The sequence below is a fragment of the Rhizobium sp. P44RR-XXIV genome, assembly GCF_001999485.2.
Taxonomy (GTDB): domain Bacteria; phylum Pseudomonadota; class Alphaproteobacteria; order Rhizobiales; family Rhizobiaceae; genus Rhizobium.
Map to the genome: position 1 here is coordinate 1,634,673 of NZ_MPVZ02000029.1, position 20,740 is coordinate 1,655,412.

Consider the following 20,740-nt stretch of genomic DNA (forward strand, 5'->3'; position numbering starts at 1 on the left):
GCACTATAGTCTGACCCTTAATGTCGGGCTAACCGTGCTTTGCCTGGTCAATGATTGCCGTTGACCGAGACGACATCGGCCGAACTCCTACGCATTCGTCGTGGTCCCATTGGCACGGCCTCTCATAGCTCTATCTGAATATCGAACCGTGAAGTTCCGGCCGAATGCCGGAGATGAAGAACGGGCACACCCGAAGGGAGTTTCGATAATGGCACAGACTGTCGCTGACCAGTTCGTTACAACATTGGCCGCAGCCGGGGTAAAACGTATCTACGGCGTCGTCGGCGATAGCCTCAACGGTCTGACGGATGCGGTTCGGCGACATGGCGGCATCGAGTGGGTCCATGTGCGGCACGAAGAGGCCGCCGCCTTCGCCGCAGCAGCGGAAGCCCACCTGACCGGCAATCTCGCCGTTTGCGCGGGAAGCTGCGGGCCGGGTAATCTGCATCTCATCAATGGTCTGTTCGATGCGCATCGCTCGCGGGTTCCAGTCCTGGCGATCGCAGCCCAGATCCCTTCTGCTGAGATCGGCTCCGGCTATTTTCAGGAGACGCATCCGCAGGAACTCTTCCGCGAATGCAGCCATTATTGCGAGCTTGTCTCCGGTGTTCAGCAGATGCCGCGGGTGCTGGAAATCGCCATTCGACAGGCAATCGGGAAATCTGGCGTCTCCGTTATCGTCATGCCGGGCGACGTCGCGCTGCAAAAGGCCGAGGGGCCTGAGCGGCCGCGGGTCGGCGGCCTGCTTCCGCGCAAGCCCATCGTCGTGCCGGCGGCAGAAGAGTTGAGCAAACTGGCCGAGCTTCTGAATAGCGACGCGCGCATCACCATCCTCGGCGGCGCGGGCTGCGAGGGGGCGCACGATGCGCTGCTGGCGATTGCCGGGCGGCTGAAGGCGCCAATCGTTCATGCGCTTGGTGGCAAGGAGCACATCGAATGGGGCAATCCCTTCGATGTCGGCATGACCGGGCTGATCGGCTTTGCGTCGGGCTATTACGCCATGATGGATTGCGATGTGCTGTTGATGCTCGGCACGGACTTTCCATATCGCCAATTCTATCCCGCGGGATCATCCACGCGGATCGCTCAGGTCGATATCCGGCCTGAGAATATCGGCCGCAGGGCGCCCGTCGATCTCGGGCTGGTCGGCGATGTCAGGGCGACGATCGAGGCGCTGCTGCCGCACCTGCAGCAGAAGACGGACAGTGCCCATCTGGATCAGTCGATCGCGCACTACAAGAAGAGCCGCAAGGAACTCGACGCGCTAGCGACAGGCAGGCCCGGCAAGAACCCCATCCATCCCCAGCAGATCGCCAAGGCTATCAGCGATCACGCATCCGAGGATGCAGTGTTCACTTGCGATGTCGGCCTTCCGACGGTCTGGGCGGCGCGATATCTGGCCATGAACGGCAAGCGGCGGCTGATCGGATCGTTCCGCCATGGCTCCATGGCCAATGCGATGACGCAGGCGATCGGCGCGCAGGCCGCCTTTCCCGAACGTCAGGTGATTTCGCTCTCGGGAGATGGCGGCTTTGCCATGCTGATGGGCGATTTTCTCACCTTCGCGCAGCTCGGCCTGCCCGCAAAGATAGTGGTCTTCAACAACAGCGCATTGGGCTTTATCGAGGTCGAACAGAAGTCGGTGGGCTTCCTGCCGACGGGCACGGAGCTGAAAAACCCGAACTTCGCGGCGATGGCCGAGGCGATCGGCATCAAGGGCATCCGCATCGAAGATCCCGCCGATGTCGACAGCAGCATTGCCAAGGCGCTTGCTCATAATGGGCCGGTTCTGGTCGATGCGGTCGTTGCGCGCACCGAACTGCCGATCCCGCCTTCGATCAGCGCGGAGATGGCGAAGGGGTTCAGCCTCTATATGGTCAAGGCGGTGTTCAGCGGTCGCGGCGACGAACTCGTCGAGCTTGCTCGCACCAATCTCTGGCGTTGAGACAAGGCGGGCGTGGTGAGACGAGGCATCAGCCACGCTCTACCGAGGGTCGGTTTCGCTGAACGGTATCCACCGAAGCGGGATCCAGAGCGGAGAATTCCATGCCTTCAATGCATCGAGGAAGACCTGCAGCTTCGAAGGGATGAAGCGCCGCGTCTGATAGACCGCGTGCACGAAGATTTCGGGTGATGTCCATTCTGGCAGGAGGCGAACGAGTTCGCCGCGCTCGATGCGGTCGTCGCAATAGTTCGACGATAACAGGCCTATGCCGTGCCCCTTGTAGGTGAATGCACTTACGGACTGGAAATCGCGGCTGGAGATCGGTCCCGAAACCTGGACTTTCGCCGATTTGCGGCCGCTGACGAGATGCCATTCGGCTTCGTTGTTGCGGCTGTTCATCAAGACGCACTGGTGCTGACGCAGATCCTCAGGTTCGATGGGCCGGGCGCGACCCTCGAGATAGTCAGGCGTTGCGACCACATAGCGGACGCTTTTGCCGAGGCGTTGCGCGATCATCGTCGAATCCTGCAGTTCGCCAAAACGGATAGCTAAGTCGACATTTTCGGCAATCAGGTCGATGAAGGTATTGGTGATGAACAGGTCTATCTGGATGCGCGGATAGCTTTTCAGGAACAATGAAACGAACTCATAGAACGGTTCCTGGCTTAGAACCACCGGCACCGAAATCCGCAGCAGGCCCTCGGGATTCCTCTGGGATTGAACAAGCACCCGTTCGGCATCGTAGAGATTGCCAAGCGGCTCACTGCATTGGTTGAAATAGGCACGCCCCTGCGCCGTGAGGTTCAGTTTGCGCGTCGTCCGCTGCAGAAGCGTCACGCCCAGCTGCTCCTCGAGCGCTGTCAGCCGGCGGCTGACTGTGGAGACCGGCATTCCCAGGGCATGTGCCGCCCGGCTGAAGCTTTCTAACTGCGCTACCTTCACAAAGATCGCGATGTCATTCAAATCGGTCATGCCATTATTTTTGCATGAATGGAAAATTGATTCCAGATATTTCCATCTAATCGCGTAAAGCCGAAATGGGCATATTCCCTCTCACGAGAGCAAGCCAACCACCTCATCCCCTCTCGATCGATCCGGCCCTTAGGGCCGACGCATGGCGGTGAGGTTGCTTTGTGAAACGGAGAACGACAATGGAAATAGCAAAAACGGTACTCATTACCGGTGCCTCGCAGGGCATTGGTGCAGGTCTTGCCAACGCCTTCCTCGATCGCGGCTATAATGTTGTCGCGACATCGCGGCGGGTTAGCGAGACCAACGAGATCAAGGCCTCCGACAGGCTGGCGCGTGTGGATGGTGACATTGCCGATCCTGTCACGGCGCAACGCGTCGTCGAGGCCGCGCTCGGGCGGTTCGGGACGATTGACGCTCTGGTCAACAATGCCGGGGTCTTCTTCACCAAACCGTTCGTCGATTATACCTTCGACGATTACCGCAAGCTCGCCTCGACGAACCTGGAGGGTTTCATCCACCTGACGCAACTGGTCGTGCGCCAGATGCTGGCACAAAAGACCGGCGGCAGCATCGTCAGCATCACCACGCCTCTGGTCGACCATCCGATACTCGGCATCAACGCCTCCGTAGCGATGGCCACAAAGGGTGGCATCGAAGCTCTCTCCAAGAATATTGCGCTTGAATACGCAAAGGAGGGAATTCGCGTGAACACCGTGGCGCCCGGCGTTGTCGATACGCCGCTTCACAAGGACAATCCGCGGGATTTCCTCAACACGATGTCGCCGATGCACGGGATCTCCAATGTCCAGGAAATCGCAGATGCCGTTCTGTTCCTGACCGAGGCTCCGCGCATAACCGGGGAGGTGCTGCACGTTGATGGCGGCGCACATCTGGGCAAATGGTGAGCGCGGGCATAGCGCCGGCCGCTGGCGCAGAGCAGCGGCTGAATGATCTCGGCATTACGCTTCCTCCGCCTCCCACACCGTTTGGCGCCTATGTGGAGGCTGTGAAGATGGGAAAGCTGATATTCCTGAGCGGCATGCTGCCTGTCGTCGATCGCAAGCCGCAATATATCGGCCGCGTCGGCGGTGTGCTGTCGAGTGACGATGGACGAAAAGCAGCTGAAATCGCCACTTTGAGCGCGCTGGCTGCAATCAGGGAATATCTCGGCTCGCTCGACAAGGTGACCGGTGTCGCCAAGCTCGGAGTCTATATCGCAACGGAAGGCGATTTTCGGGATCATCCGAAAGTCGCGGATGGGGCGTCTGAGCTCCTACTCAAGGTCTTCGGCGCAGAGATGCTGTCGGGCCGAGTGGTTCTTGGGGTTGCAAGCCTGCCGCTTGGCATGCCGGTCGAGATCGAGCTTGTTCTCGAGGTTGCGGACTGAAATTTACGCCCCGGTTGGCCATTGTGGCCGGTCGGGGCTTACCCGTGATTTGACTGTACCGAGGCAGTTCTGCTGACTTGCGCCGGCTTGCTGGGCTTGGCGCTTTGAAGCACTGTCAGATGATTTCTCTACTCAACCTTCGAAGCCGAACCGTTCGACGTCGAAATCATCGTCGTCAAAGCCGGCCGCACTATTCCGGATATCGGCCATATCTTCCTCAAAGAGGATTGGCGTGCTGACGAAGGTCGGAAGCTTCATGTCGACAGCCGTGCCCGGAGGCTGGAGCGCCCAGGCCACGATAGCGCCGGTAGACATGGCGCCGACGCCACCCGATACGTCCTGTGCGGCGGAGGTGGGCAGGTCCGCCATCGGCTGCAGCTTTGCCATGGCGCTGCTGTTCGAATTCTTCGACTGATCGGCAAGGAGCAGGTTGCCTGCATCGTTCCGCCCCACCACAAGGCTCGCCAGAACCATCGCCGGCGGCCTTTCGGGAGCGGCTGTCGGGATCACGGCGATGCTGATCGGTCGTGAGGCCGGCAGGGGCACGGTATAGGTTGCCAGATCAGTGAAAGGTGCAATCTTGTTTTCTTCGGCCACGCGTTTGCCGAGCTGAAGCTCCAGCCCGTTGACGGCCCGGCTTCGAGGTGTCGGCAACATGCTGGTCAGGAGGCTCGTATTGGTGGCGGCCGCAGCGGATGCCACCGGCGATCCGGCGTCGTCATCATCATCATCGACAGCGGGTGCAATCTTGCTCGTGGTCAGGCTCGGGCGTTTTCTCGATTGTGCAATAGCGACTTCATAACCCGGCAATGGCCTGCCATCGGCGGGCACATGGAGTGTCCGGCCATTCGGAAAAAGCTGCGCCAGTTCCGGGCGCGACATTCTCGGCCAGGCGCGGACCCTGCCGACATCCAGATGCACGAAAGGGGATCCGGAGTTGGGATAAAAGCCAACGCCGCCGATTTGCATCTGCATGGCAATGGCGCGCAAGGTGGCAAGCTTTACGCCGGGGATATAGAAGTCCATCGCCTTGCCGAGCGTGTGCTGGCTGTGCTTTGCGACGCCGGAGCTGCGCGAGCGATTGCGCAGCATGCCATTGGTAGATGGGGAGCGGTAGGCCGACACGACGTGAATGGTGTCTTTCGCTCCGCTGCGGTTATAGACTTCCCAGACAAGATCAAGCAGTTCCGGATCCATTTTGGTCGGCTCGTTCTTGCGCCAGTCACGCAGGAAGCGGTTGATCTGGGCGAGGCCTCGCGGATCGTATTTGCCGCCGCGCTTGAAGACGATGGTCGCCCTCTCTCCCGTGTGCGTGAAAAACAGCTTGAGGGCGCGGTCGTCAGACGCGGCCTGGGCGGATCCCGCCAGCGCACCAAGCACCAGCATCACAACCAATGCCACCCGGCAGGCGGCGAAGGAGAAAGCCATGGTGAAAGTTGCGGCCGGAATGGAGAAGATCGCTTGATGCACGGATACGACTTTCGCCCTTGCTAATAGACACAGAAATCAGAGGCGCCGCGCCTGCGGCATCGTTGTACCTCCAATTATGGTCAATAAATCCCTAACGGACCGTTTACGGCCGATTGCCCCGAGATATCGCCCGCCTGAGCGGCATTCGCATCTGCTGGTGCCGGCTTTTGGGGAGGGTACTGGGAAGTGGCTTCGATCATAACTGCAGCCGTGGACAAACATGCAGCTTGTGGCGTTACGATGGCGGCTGAAATAGAAAAATCCATAGCTATGCAAACGTTTTCGCGTGGGTTGCAAACTGCCTGCCGAGACAGCATCATCCCGCGCATGAACGGACAGAATCGATTTGCTCCTCCGTCCAGCGGACAGCAAACCATTAAACGAAGCGACCTGTTGCGGCAGCTCCGGCGTGTCGGGCTGCGCCGTTTGACGACCATCGTGGCGCCAGCGGGTTACGGCAAGACCTCGCTCGCCGTCCAGTGGTACGAATTACTCAGGGAAGATGGAGTCAATCTGTGCTGGGTGTCGCTCGATGCCGAGCACACGAGCCAGGAAGCCTTTCTGCTGGCTCTGATCGATGCATTGCAGACGCTTCTGGACGAGGACGGAGCGGATGCGGGCAATCTGCCGGCAGCGGCGCTCCTCTCCGTACTCACGACGAGGCTGCGCAAGATCCCGGGGCCGCTCGTGATCTTCCTCGACGATTATCACTTCGCCCAGACGGATGCCACCGAGGCACTGATGGCGAAGATCCTCGCCGATCTTTCGCTCGAACATGTGAAATTGGTGCTGGTAAGCCGTAGTCCGCCGCGTTTTCCATTGTCGGCATTGCGCCTTCGTGGCGAATTCAAACAGTTCGGCGTCGCCGAACTCGGTTTTTCCGATGCCGAAGCGCGGGAATTGTTTGCCGGCAAGGGGACCCGCCTGACCGAAGAGCAGGTCGGTTCCTTTAACCGCCGGACCGAAGGCTGGGCCGTCGCGCTGCAGATGGTGAGTCTGCTTGTCTCGGAATCGGAGGAAAGCGACACGATCCTCGCGTCTTTCGATGGCGGCGGCGCGGATATGGGATCCTATCTTTCCGAGCAGGTATTCGAGCATCTGCCCGAGGAGATCCGCCAGTTTCTGACCGAGATCGCCGCGCTGCCTGCTTTCAATCATTCGCTGCTGGAGGCGGTATTGGAAAGCGGGGAGAGGGTAGGTTGGATCGAGCGCCTGAACGAATATGCTCTTCCTGTCACGCTGCTTGCCGGGCCGGGCAACTGGATGCGTTTCCACCCGGTCTTCAACGAGTTCCTCAAGCAAACCGCCAGCCGCAGGGGCGTTGACGCCAAACGCGTGCTGAACCGGGCAGCGCGCTGGTTCGAGGTTCAGGGTGATATCGACCGGGCAGTACAGCACGCGTTGTCAGCCGGTGACGCCAATCTTGCGGCAAGCATCGTGGAGCGAGCCGGCGGTTGGCGGCGGGTCTATGCCACGACGCGTGGCGGCGCGACGCTCTTCCAGGCGTTGAGCGGGCGAGCATCGGAGATTGATCTCAGCCGGTTTCCGCTCGCTACCCTGGGGCTTTCGATTTTCAACGCCAAGGCCGCCCAGCTTGCCGCCGCCAATCATTATCTGGTCATCGTAGAGCGCGCCGCCGCGGGCGATGAGATCCTGGCAAAGGATCTGCGTGTGGTGCGTATCCTGCTTGCGCTTTATACCGATCACTGGGCGAGCGCTGCCGATCTTTCCGCGCTGGAAAATGATCTGCAGCAACCCGACGGAATGGAACTCATCCATCGGGCGCTGGCGCTCAACATGCTTTCCTACAATTTCCTGATCCGCAGCGAGCTTGATCGGGCATTGCACTATGGCCATCTGGCCATTCGCGCCTTTCGCGACGGTGGCGCCGATTTCGGTGCCATGCATCTCTACACGCATATCGGTCAGGCCTTCTTTCTTTCGGGGGATAGTGCAAGCGCACTCTCCGCCTATGACGACCTGATCGCCGAGGCGCAAACCAACATCGCTGCGGGCAGCGATCTGGACGCCGTCGGCCAGGTGTTGAAGGCCGAAATTCTTTCGATGCGCGGCGAAACCGCAGCCGCTGCCGACATGTTGGGATGGGCGCTGCCGCATCTTGAGCGCCATGATACATGGTTCGATCTTCTCGCCGCCGGGTTCATGGCCGAACAGCGCACGCTGCGAATGCGCGACGATGTCCTGGCCGCCCACGCGGCCATGGATCGCATTCGCGCGGTGGCGCGCCGCCGCGGTTTCGACCGGCTTACCCGTCTGATAGATCGCGAGCGGGCAATGCTTCTGATGGAGTCGGGTGATCTCGACCAGGCAATCCGTCATGCCGAGGCCAGCGGATTCGGCATACAGGCGATCACTTCGGATCGCGCCAACATGTTGTCCATCCACCTGCGCGGGGCGACGCCGGCTATCTTCTGGACGCGTGCCTATTTGGCGCTTGGCGAGGTTGCCAAGGCGCGCGAGGTGTTTGACCAGCTCACGACGCGTCAGGCCCAGCGCCCGCATGTCCCGCGTACGATCGAGCTTGCGCTCCTCGAAATCGGGATCCTGATTGCCGAGGGCCGCAGTGAGATTGCAGCCGCGCGCCTTTCCGATCTTGTGGTGACCACACCGCTCGGCGACTACCGCGCGCTTCTCCATCTCGATCGTGCAGCCGGGCTGGAAGAGCTCCGTGCGCTTGCCAACCATCCAAGCGTTGCCACGGTCACCCGCAAACGCCTCCAGGCCCTATTGAATAGCGCCGATGCAAACCAGCAGCCTGCCCCGGACGAGGATCTGTCGTCGTTTACCGGGCGCGAGCGCATGGTGATGGAATTGCTCACCGCGGGGCTTTCCAACAAGGAAATCGGCCGCACGCTGTCGCTTTCCGACAATACGATCAAGTTCCACCTGCGCAATATTTTTGCCAAGCTCAACGTCTCGACGCGTACGGCCGCGGTGACGGCAGCACGACAAAAGGGCATGTTGAACTGATACCTACCCGAACGGGTAGGGTATGATTCGCTCACCCACCCATCGGGAAGGCTATCGGGGAAGAAAAAAACACCTAATCTGCGCTCGTGCGAATATAATAACGGGGGTAGATTCGTGGTCATCGTCGATCCAGTGACCCAGGAGATTATCGAGGGTAAGCTGGCCGCAACCGTCGACGAGATGGGCGTTGTGATGGCCCGGACCTCGATGAGCCCTGTGATCTATGAGGTGCTGGATTTCGCCTGCGGTCTGCTCACCCGTGAGGGAGAGCTGGTGGCACAGATGAACGGCATCACGCTGTTCACCGGCACCTTCGGCACACAGGTCAAATCGCTGATTGCGCTTTATGGCGACGATCTCGAAGACGGCGATATTCTGCTCACCAACGATCCCTATTCGGGCGGCACGCATGCCTGCGATTTTGCCATCGTCAAGCCGATCTTTTTCGATGGGCGGATCCTGGCCTATGCCATCAATGTTGCCCATTATCTCGATGTCGGCGGCTCGGTTCCCGGCTCGCTTGCGCCCAACGCCACCTCGGTCTTTCAGGAAGGGCTGAGGCTGCCTGGCGTCAAGGTCGTACGCAACGACCGTTTCTCCGGCGAGGTCCTGCGCATCATCCGTGAAAATGTTCGTCTGCCCGATATCGCCATCGGCGACCTGACCGCGCAGGTGGCCACGGTTCGCGTCGCAGCCCGCCGGATGGGCGAACTCGCGCGGAAATACGGTACGGCAGTCGTCGAGGCTGCATTCGATCACCTTCTTGCGATGAGCGAAAAGCAGGCGCGTGCTGCCATCGCCGCTTTGCCGGACGGGGTCTATGAGTCCCGAGACATCATCGACGGCGATGGCGTTACCACGGACCCCATCGAGGTCAGAGTGGCCGTGACCATTGCAGGCGATCGTTTGACTGCCGACTTTACAGGCTGCCCGCCGGCAGTGGCGGGGCCGATCAACTGTGCGGCAGGGGCGCTGCAATCGGCCGTACGCACCATATTCAAGGCATTGGTGGCGCCGCAGGCACCTTCGAACGAAGGCTGGTTTCGGCCACTCGATGTCATTGCGCCGCAGGGATCGGTTTTCACCGCAGAGAAGCCTTCTCCTACGGGTTGGTACTATGAGGGCTCCGTCCATGCCTCTGAGCTGGTCTGGAAGGCGCTTGCCGGGCTGATGCCGGAGCGGTTCTCGGCCGGCTCCTACACGAGCCTCTGCGTCGTCTACATCTCCGGTAAGGATGCGGCAGGTCAGCCGTTCATCCATATCGAACCGCAACATGGCGGCTGGGGGGCTAGCAAGGACGCGGACGGCGCAAATGCGTTGATCGCGCTGACCGATGGCGACACCTACAACTATTCCGTCGAGGTCATCGAGGCACGGTTCCCGCTGATGGTGCGTCGCTATGCGCTCAATCTCGAAGGTGGATCGGGTGCTGGTCGCCGCCGTGGCGGTTTCGGCGTTATTCGCGACTATGAAGTTCTGGCGGCCGGCGCATCGGCCTATTGCAGCTTCGGGCGGACGGAAACACCACCCTGGGGGATCGAAGGCGGGGCTCCGGGCACTCCCAATCTGTTGCAGGTGGAAGATTCTGCCGGCCAGGTTAGCAATTTCGGCCGAGAACCGCATATTGCGCTCAAAAGCGGTGACCTCGTGCGCATCATTACCGGTGGCGGTGGCGGCTGGGGCGAGGCACGTTCTCGCGAGGCCGAGCATGTCCGCCGTGACGTCGAAGACGGTTACATCTCCAAGGAGACGGCGCGGAACCTGTATGGGTTTGATGAGAGGATGGCGGGATGATCAGGCTGGCGACGGATGTAGGCGGTACCTTTACCGACCTCGTCGGCTATGACGAGCGCACCGGTGAGATTTTCACGGCCAAAAGCCTGACGACCGTGCATGACCAATCCGAAGGCGTGCTTTCGGCCATCGATCTTGCCGAACGGAAGGATGGGCTTTCCACCCGCGACGTCATCTTCTTTGCCCATGGCGGCACGACCGTCATCAACGCGATCACCGAGCGCAAGGGCGTCAAGACCGCCCTTGTCACCACGGCAGGCTTTCGCGATGTTCTGGAAATAGGTCGCGGCAACCGCCCCGATCTCTACAATCTCCAATTCAAAAGCCCGGAACCCTTCGTGCCCCGTAGCCTGCGCTTCGAAGTGCGCGAGCGCCTGGACGCCAAGGGACGGGTGCTGACCGCGATCGAGCTTGGCGATCTCGAGCCGATCATTCGCGAATGCCGGGCGCGCAATGTCGAGGCCATCGCTGTCATCTTCCTCCACAGCTATGTCAATCCCAGCCATGAGATTGCCTGCGCGAAGGCGCTGGCAGAGGCCCTCCCAGACGTGACGATCTGCGCCAGCCACGAGGTCTCCCGCCAGTGGCGGGAATATGAGCGCTCCAATACCGCCGTGCTCAATGCCTATGTGCAGCCGATCATCAAGCGTTACTTCGCAAGGCTCGAGAGCGCGTTGACTGAGCGCGATCTGTCCTGCCCCTACTACGCCATGCAGTCCAACGGCGGTATCTCGACCTTCGATCAGGCGCAGATGAGCCCGCTGACACTGGTCGAGTCAGGCCCTGCCGGTGGCGTCGCGGGTGCTGCGCGCATCGGCACGCTGCTCGGCCAGTCGGAAGTGCTTTCGCTCGATGTCGGCGGCACGACGGCGAAATGCTCGTTGATTCACGACAGCCGACCGACGCTAGACAGCGAGTACAAGCTCGAACACACCCGCATCGTTCCGGGCTATCCCGTGCAGGTGCCGGTCGTCGATATTGTCGAAATCGGCGCCGGCGGCGGCTCCATCGCCCGTGTCGACGAGCGCGGTGCGCTGCGTGTCGGCCCAGAAAGTGCCGGCTCGACGCCAGGTCCTGCCTGCTACGGTCGGGGTGGTGACAAGCCGACGCTTTCCGACGCACTGCTGACGCTCGGCATCTTCGATCCGGCAAGTTTTGCCGATGGCCAGATGCAGCTCGACAAGGGCAAGGCGGCTGCCGCAATTGCGACCGTCGCCAAACCGCTCGGGCTTTCGGTCGAGGATGCAGCGCTGGCCATCGTCGAGATCGCTCATGCCTCGATGATCAATGCTTTGAAGCTCGTCACCGTTCAGCGCGACACGATCCGCGCGATGCCGCCTTTGTCATCTCCGGCGGCGCCGGGCCGGCGCTGGCTGCCCGCCTCGGGCGCGACCTCGGCGTGCAGATGACGGTGGTGCCACCACATCCCGGTATTTTCTCGGCTTGGGGTATGCTTGCGGCTGAACCGCGGGCAGATTTTCGCAGCACCTGGTTCTCGCCTCTCGTGCCGCAGGCGGTCAGCGATTTGAAGCGGCGCTTCGACGAGCTGAAGCGTGATGCCGTTGCCTATTTCGCCAAAGGTAATGGCGCCGACATACGCTATGCCTGCCGGGTGGAAGCCCGGTATCGTGGCCAGGAGCACGGCGTCTTCGCTCGCTTTGAGCTTGACGACGATGTCGGAAGCTTCGCAGAGCGCTTCCACGCGGCTCACGAGCGTGCATACGCCTTCCGCCTTCCGGCTTCGCCGATAGAGATCACCATGATCCATCTTGAGGCGGTGTTGCATGGTCCGGTCATTGCCATTCCGAAGCTGACATTGGCGGATCGCTCGCTCGACGCTGCCTTCAAGGGTGAGCGCCAAGTCTATTTTGGTGGAGAGACAGGCTGGGTATCCTGCCCGGTTTACGAGCGCACGAAGCTGTCGCCGCTGAAGGGCGTCTTTGGTCCGCTTATCGTCGAAGAGGCAACGGCGACGTCGCTTGTCGTTGCCGGACAGGAACTGGAAGTGACCGACGAAGGACTGCTGCTCATCCGTGAATCTGATGGGGGACATGCCTGATATGGCGATAGCGATCGGTCTCGACCATATCGTCAGGAGCTACGGGCCGGTGCGCGCTGTCGATGACGTCACACTCGATATCAGGGCAGGGGAGTTTTTCACCCTGCTCGGCTCGTCGGGTTGTGGCAAGAGCTCGCTCCTGAAGCTGATCGGCGGCTTTGACAAGCCGACCGACGGACGCGTTCTTTTTGACGGAAAGGATATGGCGAGCGTTCCTGCCAATCGTCGGCCCGTCAACACCGTGTTCCAGTCGCTTGGGCTCTTTCCGCATATGAACGTGGCCCAGAATGTTGGTTACGGGCTGAAATTGCGTGGGCTATCCGGCGGTGCGCTGAAGACCAAGGTCGAAGACGCCCTGGAGCTGGTCGAGCTTTCCGGCTTCGCGGATCGGGACGTCAATCTTCTCTCGGGCGGCCAGCGCCAGCGCGTGGCTCTTGCCCGGGCACTTGTCATGGAGCCCGGTATTCTGCTGCTGGACGAGCCCTTGACCGGGCTGGACGAACGGCTGCGCCAGCAGATGCGCGACGAGTTTGGCAGGCTCCACAAGCGAACAGGTGCGACCTTCATTCTGGTGACCCACAATCAGGACGAAGCCCTTAGCCTCTCCGACCGCATGGCGGTGATGCACAAGGGCCGCATTGAGCAGACAGACGCGCCGGCGCGGTTCTTCGAGGCTCCTGCCAATGCCTTCGTCGCTCGTTTCGTCGGCATCGATACGCTGTTGAAGCCTGAGAGCATCTCTATTTCGGGCGATAGGGCCGTGGCGGTGATTGCCGGCCAGAACCTGAATGCAACATTTTCCGGCACAGCGCCCGCCAATGCTCTCGTTGCCATTCGTCCCGACCGGATTGGACTCGTCCCGGCAGGGGAAGATGCGAGTGAAACAATTGAACTTAAGGTTGTCGAAAGTATCTATCGCGGACTCAGCCATGACGTTACCCTCGCTTTCGCCGATAGCCAGCGTTTGGTGGTGACGACCGGCGCGGATGCAGTACCGCCCTTGCCGGGCAGAAGCGTGCGCGTACGTCTGAAGCCGGGTGGCGCGCTCTTGATTGATCGTTCCGGAATACCTGCCCTGAGTGAAGGCGATGAGTAGAACCCGAATAGCTGAAACACGCGAAAATAAGGGAAGGGAATGACATGATGAATAAAGGAAATGATCCCGTCTCCTCCGCTTTGAGGAGCAATCTGCAGCGTCGAGATATGCTGAAGCTGATGGGTGCTGGTGCGGCTGCGCTATCCGTCGGTGGGCTTGGCGCCACGCGCGCCATGGCTGACGATGCGACGGTTGCGTTCTGGGGCACGGCTACGCTTGACATCGGCGATAAGTGGCAGGAATTTACGCGCCAGAGTGGTGTTTCGCCCGAGTTTACCGACAATGGCAACGATGTGGGCCCGGTGGTTGCGCGTCTTGCCGCTGGCAATGCCAATGATCTTTTCGATGTTGGTGGTTTTCAGGGTGGTGCCGAGCGCGAACTCGCCAAGCAGGGGCTGATCGCTCCTTGGGACGTCTCAAAGATCCCCAACTTTGCCGGTATCTGGCAATGGGCCAAGGATATCCCGACCTTGACCTATGAGGGCAAGCAGTACGGCATCCCCACGGTCGTCAACGCCGACTCGATCATCTATCGTCCCGACAAGCTCGGCAAGGTCGACAGCTATGGCGTCATCTTCGATCCGAAGCTGAAAGGCCGGGTCGCGATGGAAGATGCCTGGATCAACAGCGCCATCTTCACCGCCATCTACCTTAAGGGCGCGGAGAACCAGCCGATCAAGGATCCTGGCAATCTCTCCGAGTCTGAACTCGGCCTCGTCATGGAATTCCTGATCAAGCACAAGAAGGATGGCCAGTTCCGCACCTTCTGGAATGGCTGGGAGCAGGGCGTGCAGCTGGTCGCCAACGAGGAAGTCGATGCGATGACCGGCTGGGAGCCGATCGTCTATGAAGGCCGCAAGCGCGGGCTTCAGGTGGAGTATGCCGCGCCGGTCGAAGGTTACGAAGGCTGGGGCAACAACACGGTCCTGCTCAAGGGCGCCGCAGAACGCGGTAAGGCCGACGTCGCCCACAAGTTCGTCGATGCGCTGCTTGCTGGCCTCTACGGTTGCGAACTGGGCAAGGCGCGCGGCTATCTCGTGCCGACGGACAACAACCTCGCTTATGCCAAGGCGCATCCGGACGAATACAAGGCCGACGACGTTGCCAAGCTTGCCGACCATGTGAAGGCCAAGTTCTCCGGCAAGGTCTATTGGCAGAATTGCCGCCCGGACAATTTCCAACTCTACGAAGAATGGTGGCAGAAGCTGCGCAACGCTTGATGTGATGCGATGGACCGGGGCTGGCCAGTTTTCCCGAGAGGGCAGGCCGGCCCCGAGCCGATGGAGACGACCCGATGAACCTGGATAGAAGTGGAGGCAGATTATGAAGACATCAGTTCTATTGCTGGCTGCCCCGCTTGCGGTCATTCTTGTGCTTGGCCTCGCGCCGCTGGTTCTCGTCGTCATCTGGAGCTTCTGCGCCTGGGATTCCGCAACCTACTGGATCAAGCCGGAATTCAGCCTCGCTGCCTATGGCGCTATCCTTGAAGCCGGGCGCTGGAGCGTGTTTCTTTCCACGCTTGGCAAGGCGTTTCTGACGGCCAGCATCTGCCTCGTTATCGCCTATCCTACGGCCTATGCGATGTATTTTCTGGCCGGGCGTAAACTATCCGTCGTGCTTGCGGCACTTCTGACGATTCCTTTTTTCACCTCCTATCTCATTCGTTCCTTTTCCTGGCGGTTGCTGCTTGGGCGCACCGGCGTCATCAATACGCTGCTTATGCAGGCGGGGATCACGGACGCGCCGCTCGATTGGCTGTTGTTCAGCGATTTCGCCGTCATTGTCGGACTTGTTGCATCCTATCTGCCGTTCGCAACCTTCCCTGTTCTGCTCTCCATGCGTCGCGTCGATACGGTGGCGATGGCGGCTGCCCGTGACCTCGGCGCCGGCTTCTGGACCATGGCGCGCACGGTATTGCTGCCACTCACCTATTCCGGTGTCTTCGCTGGCTTCCTGTTCGTCTTTGTCATGGTCGCGGGGTCCTCGACCGAGGTGCAGATGCTCGGCGGTGCCGGCGCATCGATCGTCTCGATCATGATCAATGATGTCATGCGTGTCGCGAACTTCCCGCTCGCCTTTGCGATCTCTACCCTCATGCTCGTCATCGTCTTCGGATTGGTGCTGATCGGAGACGCCGTATTCGGCCTTTCCTCCCTGTTCGAGGATCGCAGCCAATGATCGTCAGAGAGGGAACGAACCCGCGTATCATCATCTGGACGCTGACCATTGCCGGCCTGGCGGTGATCTATGCGCCGCCGCTCTATCTGCTGGGCGTTTCGTTCAATCCGTCCCTGCAGCCCGGACTGCCGCATTTCTCGGACCTCACCCTGCAATGGTATGTTGCGCTTGGTGGAGAAAGCGCACTCATTGCCGCGCTTGGCCAGTCGCTTATCATTGCGCTTGCTACGGCGGTCATTGCGACGGTGTTGTCGCTCGGTGCGGCCCTGGCATATCGCGAGCTTCATCGCGGCCGCGGCATCTGGTTCCTGACCGTGCTTTTGCCGATGTTCGTGCCGGGCGTCATACAGGGGCTGGCGCTCTCGACGGTCATCAGCCGGGTTGGCCTAAAGGCTTCGGCCCTGACTGTCATTGCCGGCCATCTTTTGTGGGCGATGCCCTTTGCCTTCATCGTCATTCTGACGAGCTTTGCCGCCGTCAAGCGGACCTATCTGATGGCGGCCGACGATCTCGGCGCCAGCCGTTTCCGGCAATTCCGCGACATCACCTTGCCGCTTATCCGGCCGGGTCTCGTCAGCGCCTTCATCTTTTCGTTTTTGCTGTCCCTCAACGAGTTCACGCGCGCCTTCTATCTGGCGGGGCGGCAAAACACGTTGCCGGTGGTGTTGTTCGGCAAGATGAATGCCGGGGCGTCACCGACCATTTATGCGATGTCGGGGGCCATCTTTCTTATTTCCAGCGTTTGCGTGGTGGTGGTGGCACTGCGCGCGCTGCTCATGCAACGCAGACCGGGTTGATCGATATGAACATGCGACTGACGGACCACAAAATCCGCCTGCCCCTAATCCTCCATGAACGGGAGTATAGAGGATGACACAAGAGTCCAAGCTGATGGCGCTGATCCGCGCCGGAAAAAGGCAAGAGGCGCTCGATATGGTCGAGCGGCTCAAGATTGGTGCACAATCTATACCGACCTCGATCAAGGTCGATCGGACCGGTTGCGTCAGCTATTACAAGGGAAATCGCCGTTTTGTGAGGAATACGCAGGGCTGGTGGGAGCTGGCGCCAAAGAAGAAGTAGGCTGCCGTCATGACGGCATATGCCATTCAGCGTGCCCATCCCATTGTCTCGCGATGTCGTGCCGCAGGCCGCGACCTGCCGAAGTCGACCGGTACCGTGCCAAAGCCGTTGAAAAGAACAACCCACCCGAGCGCCGCCGCCCGGCTTTTACAGGCCGGTTCTTTCGATAAGGGTGGCCAAGATACTGCAATGACAACAATTTATACCAATTAAACCAATATCTTTTAGATGTAAAAACATTAGAAAATAGTATATTTAGAAATATAAAATTAACGCGCGCAATCTAAGGTTTCCTGGATCGTCATCATCATAGATGACCAGCCGATCGAAGGAGCCAGGACCATGATTCGTGTTTCTGATTTCAACAGGGCCAAAGAAGGCACAGCCGCTGTCGAGTTCGCTCTGATCGCGCCGCTTTTCCTGCTTATGCTTCTGACGCTGATTGCTTTTGCAATCTATCTCACCGCCGCCCATTCGCTCCAGCAGCTGACGGCCGACGCCGCACGCACGGCGGTCGCGGGCATTTCTGCGACTGAGCGAACGCAGCTCGTTCAGGATTTCGTTACGCGCTCGACCATCAACGATGCCTTCCTGACGAAAGACAAGCTGACCGTTACCGTCGCGACTGATCCGGCGAACGCCAATCAGTTCACTGTCAGCGCCAGCTACGACGCATCCGCTCTTCCGATCTGGAACCTTTATACCTTCGTCATGCCGGATCAGACGATCCGCCGCTACTCCACGATCCGGATCGGAGGGCTGTGATGAAGAAGCTTTTCGAATGGGTCGCCCTCTGGCGCGACAGACGCGGAAACGTCGCGATCACCACGGCGCTCGTTTCGCCTCTGATCCTTTATTGCCTCGGCCTTGGCATCGACTACGGCATGATGACGCTGCAGCAGCAGCGCCTGCAGCAGCTGAGCGATATCGGCGCCATCACGGCCGCTTCGAATATTACCAGTGCCAACAGCACGCTTCTTGCCAATCTTCAGTCGAACGGCACCACCGCCGCTCTTGCCACGGGCAGCAACTATCTGACATCCAACGGTCCCATCACGTCTGCCGCCGCCAATTCAGGGCAATATGAAACATTGGCCAACATGGTTCTCGGAACCTACAAGGCAGATACATCGATCGCGCCCGCGAATCGCTTTTCTTCGGGTAGCACTCCAGCCGACTCCGTGAAAGTGACACTCACTCAGAAGGCCCTGATGCCTTTCTCATCGGCGTTTGCAGATGCGCCGACGCTCAGTGCAACCGGTACCGCCACAAGCGAACGCCTGGCCGCCTTTTCCGTCGGGTCGCGACTGGCGAGCCTCGATGGCGGTATTCTCAACCAGCTTCTGGGGACCCTTCTCGGAACGAAAATATCGCTCAAGCTCGTCGACTATCAATCGCTCATCGGCGCGAAGATCAATCTCCTGAGCTTCCTCAATCTTCTGGCGACGGACCTCAATCTCACGGCACTCAGCTATAATGATTTGTTGGCCACCGATGTCACCTACGACAAAATTCTGGGCGCACTCGGCAAATCCACGAACCTCTCCCCTGCGGTCGTTACCATCATTAACAATTTGGGTAAGTCGCTCGGCAAAACGAAGGTCACCCTCAAGCTCCAGGATCTCCTGAAGCTTGGACCTGACGGTAAAAATATCGTCGGGACAGGCCCCAATCTGTCCGTCAACATGAGCGTGATGAATTTCCTGTCGTTGACGGCGATGGCCGCCAATCAACAAAGACAGATCTCTATTGACCTTGGCGCCGCACTTCCCGGTCTCTTGACGGCCACAATGACGTTGGCGGTCGGCGAGATCGCGCAGCAGACGCCATCCCTCGCAGTGGGCGCGCCAGGCGCTACCGTTCGCACGCCGCAAGTGCGTGTCATGGTCGACGTTGCCGTCACGGGATTGTCGATCATTGCTGGACTGAAGCTCAGAATACCGCTCTATATCGAACTGGCACCCGCCGAGGCCAAGCTCGCCTCGATCACCTGTGTCGGCGGCAATATGCCCAACGCCGTCGTCGGCATAGACGCCGTGCCTGGGGTCGCGGAAATAGCTCTCGGAGATGTGGACCCCACGGCCTTCGTGAATTTCGGCACCAAGCCCAGGGTCACGCAGGCAGCCATCATCGATTCCCTGCTTCTTCGGGTCCTTGCCAGCGCACAGATCGACATCGCCAACATGACCCCGACGCGGGTGACGTTTCAGCCTTCGGAAATCTCCAATGGCACCATCAAGACGGTCTCGACCCGAGATGTCGTGACGTCGCTGATCTCGTCGCTGCTCAAGAATACCAACGTCACCATCCAAATTCTCATCATCACCATCGGTACGCCGAGCGGGATATTGTCCGCTCTTGCCGATACGCTTTCCGTTATCACGGCTCCAGTCGATCAGCTGCTCTATAACCTGCTGGGACTTCTCGGCATCGGTGTCGGGCAAGCGGACATACAAGTCACAGACGCACGCTGCCTGCAGCCCGTTCTCGTCCAATAAAGGCAGGCGTGATTGAAACGGGCCGAGTACCGGTGCACTCGCACCGGGCTCCGTCTAGCGCGCCGCTATTATCCCGACGCGCGAGATATCGAACACGTGATGATGCGCAATCGAAGCTGCGCCTATCGCCCCTTCGTAGGAACCCAGCGTGGAAAGCATCACCGTCGGGGCGGGGATGCCCGTGACGATACCGTCGCGCACGCCCTGTGAAATCTTGTCGATGTTTGCTTCTGCGAGCGTGGCCACCGGGCCGCCGAGGAGCACAATGCTCGGATTGTAGAGATTGACGAGCGAGACGAGGCCGAGAACGAGCCAGTGCACGAAGGAATCCATTGTCTCGATGGCGCGGGCATCATTGCTGCGCGCAGCTTCGACGATTCTTTTCGGAAGATGCGCAAGCTCGATGTCGGAGAGAGTATGCGCTCCCAAGAACTGCTGCGCGATGGCGCCAAGGCCGATCCTGCTTTCCAGGCAACCCCTGTTTCCGCAACCGCATTGCGGACCGCCATTCGAAAGCCTGAGATGACCAAACTCGCCTGCGGTACCGTTTGCTCCCCTTAGCAGCCTGCCGTCGACGACGACCGCACCGCCGCAACCCGCATCGAGCTTCAGAAAGAGGCTGCAGCTATTGGGCAGGGAAGGATCGTTGTAGACGCAACCGAAGGCTCCGGCATTGGCGTCGTTCTCGATGAAAAACGGCAGGTCGATCAATTCGGAAAGGAGGCCGGGGAAATCGATATTGCGCCATCCGACGATTGGCAGGTTCACGACAAAGCCGTCGGAGCGGACGATGCCGGGGAAGGCAATGCCTATTCCTTTGAGGCGCTCGTTGTAGGTCGGATTGGCTTTGAGCCGGTTGACTTGTTCTGCAATCTCTCCGGCGACTTGCTCGGGAGACATCTGGTTGTGGAATGGTATTTCGCTAGCCTCCACAACCGTAGCCGCCAGATCCAGCAGGGCGAAACGCAATATGTCGACGCCAACTTCGACACCGAAAAAGAATGCGCCGGAAGCATTCAGGGCGACACTGGTTGCCGGCCTGCCGGGCTCACGATTGGCTTGTCGGCCGGCATTGGGCAATTCGATGTCTTGGACGAGCCGCTGCTCGATGAGGTTGTTGACCAAGCGGGTAACCGTGGCGGGGGTGACGGAGAGGTGCCGCGCGATCTCGATCCGGCTGGCCTGTCCCTGGACCCGAAGCATGGTCAGGATGGTCAACTCGTTCAGATATTTCGCTATCGTCTGATCTGCCAACGCCCCACCGTCCATT

Annotated in this window: 16 protein-coding genes and 1 pseudogene; 14 read left to right on the forward strand and 3 right to left on the reverse strand. The window is 59.8% G+C overall.

Features of this window, described 5'->3' with window-relative positions; genetic code table 11:
- The first annotated feature begins 208 nt into the window (after window positions 1-208).
- Window positions 209-1,945, forward strand: a complete 1,737-nt coding sequence (gene poxB / locus BSK43_RS33455) for a ubiquinone-dependent pyruvate dehydrogenase (protein WP_077471494.1) — start codon at window positions 209-211, stop codon at window positions 1,943-1,945.
- A gap of 39 nt (window positions 1,946-1,984) precedes the next feature.
- Here poxB and BSK43_RS33460 read toward each other — a convergent pair whose 3' ends face one another.
- Window positions 1,985-2,917: a LysR family transcriptional regulator gene (locus BSK43_RS33460; protein ID WP_077471493.1), complete on the reverse strand. Its 933-nt coding sequence runs from the start codon at window positions 2,915-2,917 to the stop codon at window positions 1,985-1,987.
- 179 nt (window positions 2,918-3,096) lie between these two features.
- On the opposite strand from BSK43_RS33460, the gene BSK43_RS33465 reads away from it, so the two are divergent.
- Complete coding sequence (locus tag BSK43_RS33465; protein WP_077471492.1) at window positions 3,097-3,822, forward strand: SDR family oxidoreductase; 726 nt, start codon at window positions 3,097-3,099, stop codon at window positions 3,820-3,822.
- Window positions 3,816-4,304, forward strand: a complete 489-nt coding sequence (locus BSK43_RS33470; RefSeq protein WP_077471491.1) for a RidA family protein — start codon at window positions 3,816-3,818, stop codon at window positions 4,302-4,304. Before BSK43_RS33465 ends, BSK43_RS33470 begins: the two co-directional genes overlap by 7 nt.
- Before the next feature lie 132 nt (window positions 4,305-4,436).
- Here BSK43_RS33470 and BSK43_RS33475 read toward each other — a convergent pair whose 3' ends face one another.
- Window positions 4,437-5,732: a DUF882 domain-containing protein gene (locus tag BSK43_RS33475; RefSeq protein ID WP_077471584.1), complete on the reverse strand. Its 1,296-nt coding sequence runs from the start codon at window positions 5,730-5,732 to the stop codon at window positions 4,437-4,439.
- Between the two features lie 435 nt (window positions 5,733-6,167).
- Between BSK43_RS33475 and BSK43_RS33480 the strand changes: the two genes are divergently transcribed.
- The 11 genes and pseudogenes from BSK43_RS33480 (at window position 6,168) to BSK43_RS33525 (ending at window position 19,470) form a co-directional block, all read left to right on the forward strand.
- Complete coding sequence (locus BSK43_RS33480; protein ID WP_246662774.1) at window positions 6,168-8,765, forward strand: LuxR C-terminal-related transcriptional regulator; 2,598 nt, start codon at window positions 6,168-6,170, stop codon at window positions 8,763-8,765.
- A gap of 114 nt (window positions 8,766-8,879) precedes the next feature.
- Complete coding sequence (locus tag BSK43_RS33485; protein WP_077471489.1) at window positions 8,880-10,559, forward strand: hydantoinase B/oxoprolinase family protein; 1,680 nt, start codon at window positions 8,880-8,882, stop codon at window positions 10,557-10,559.
- Window positions 10,556-11,976 (forward strand): annotated as a pseudogene (locus BSK43_RS33490) (hydantoinase/oxoprolinase family protein); the annotation flags it as partial. The gene BSK43_RS33485 and the pseudogene BSK43_RS33490, both read left to right, overlap by 4 nt.
- Before the next feature lie 33 nt (window positions 11,977-12,009).
- Window positions 12,010-12,618, forward strand: coding sequence for a hypothetical protein (locus BSK43_RS35925; protein WP_246662806.1), 609 nt, complete (start codon window positions 12,010-12,012; stop codon window positions 12,616-12,618).
- 1 nt (window position 12,619) lies between these two features.
- On the forward strand, window positions 12,620-13,714 hold the full coding sequence (locus BSK43_RS33495) for an ABC transporter ATP-binding protein (protein ID WP_077471487.1): 1,095 nt from the start codon (window positions 12,620-12,622) through the stop codon (window positions 13,712-13,714).
- Between the two features lie 47 nt (window positions 13,715-13,761).
- On the forward strand, window positions 13,762-14,934 hold the full coding sequence (locus BSK43_RS33500; RefSeq protein WP_077471583.1) for an extracellular solute-binding protein: 1,173 nt from the start codon (window positions 13,762-13,764) through the stop codon (window positions 14,932-14,934).
- A gap of 103 nt (window positions 14,935-15,037) precedes the next feature.
- Entirely contained in the window at window positions 15,038-15,892 is an 855-nt protein-coding gene (locus tag BSK43_RS33505) for an ABC transporter permease (protein ID WP_077471486.1), read from the forward strand.
- On the forward strand, window positions 15,889-16,689 hold the full coding sequence (locus BSK43_RS33510; RefSeq protein ID WP_077471485.1) for an ABC transporter permease: 801 nt from the start codon (window positions 15,889-15,891) through the stop codon (window positions 16,687-16,689). Before BSK43_RS33505 ends, BSK43_RS33510 begins: the two co-directional genes overlap by 4 nt.
- A gap of 73 nt (window positions 16,690-16,762) precedes the next feature.
- Complete coding sequence (locus BSK43_RS33515) at window positions 16,763-16,972, forward strand: hypothetical protein (protein ID WP_077471484.1); 210 nt, start codon at window positions 16,763-16,765, stop codon at window positions 16,970-16,972.
- A gap of 342 nt (window positions 16,973-17,314) precedes the next feature.
- A complete protein-coding gene (locus BSK43_RS33520; RefSeq protein WP_068395620.1) occupies window positions 17,315-17,737 on the forward strand; it encodes a TadE/TadG family type IV pilus assembly protein in 423 nt (140 codons plus the stop codon).
- Window positions 17,737-19,470, forward strand: a complete 1,734-nt coding sequence (locus BSK43_RS33525; RefSeq protein WP_077471483.1) for a pilus assembly protein TadG-related protein — start codon at window positions 17,737-17,739, stop codon at window positions 19,468-19,470. Before BSK43_RS33520 ends, BSK43_RS33525 begins: the two co-directional genes overlap by 1 nt.
- 54 nt (window positions 19,471-19,524) lie before the next feature.
- Here BSK43_RS33525 and BSK43_RS33530 read toward each other — a convergent pair whose 3' ends face one another.
- Window positions 19,525-20,724, reverse strand: a complete 1,200-nt coding sequence (locus tag BSK43_RS33530) for an ROK family transcriptional regulator (RefSeq protein WP_169055498.1) — start codon at window positions 20,722-20,724, stop codon at window positions 19,525-19,527.
- Window positions 20,725-20,740: the final 16 nt, after the last annotated feature.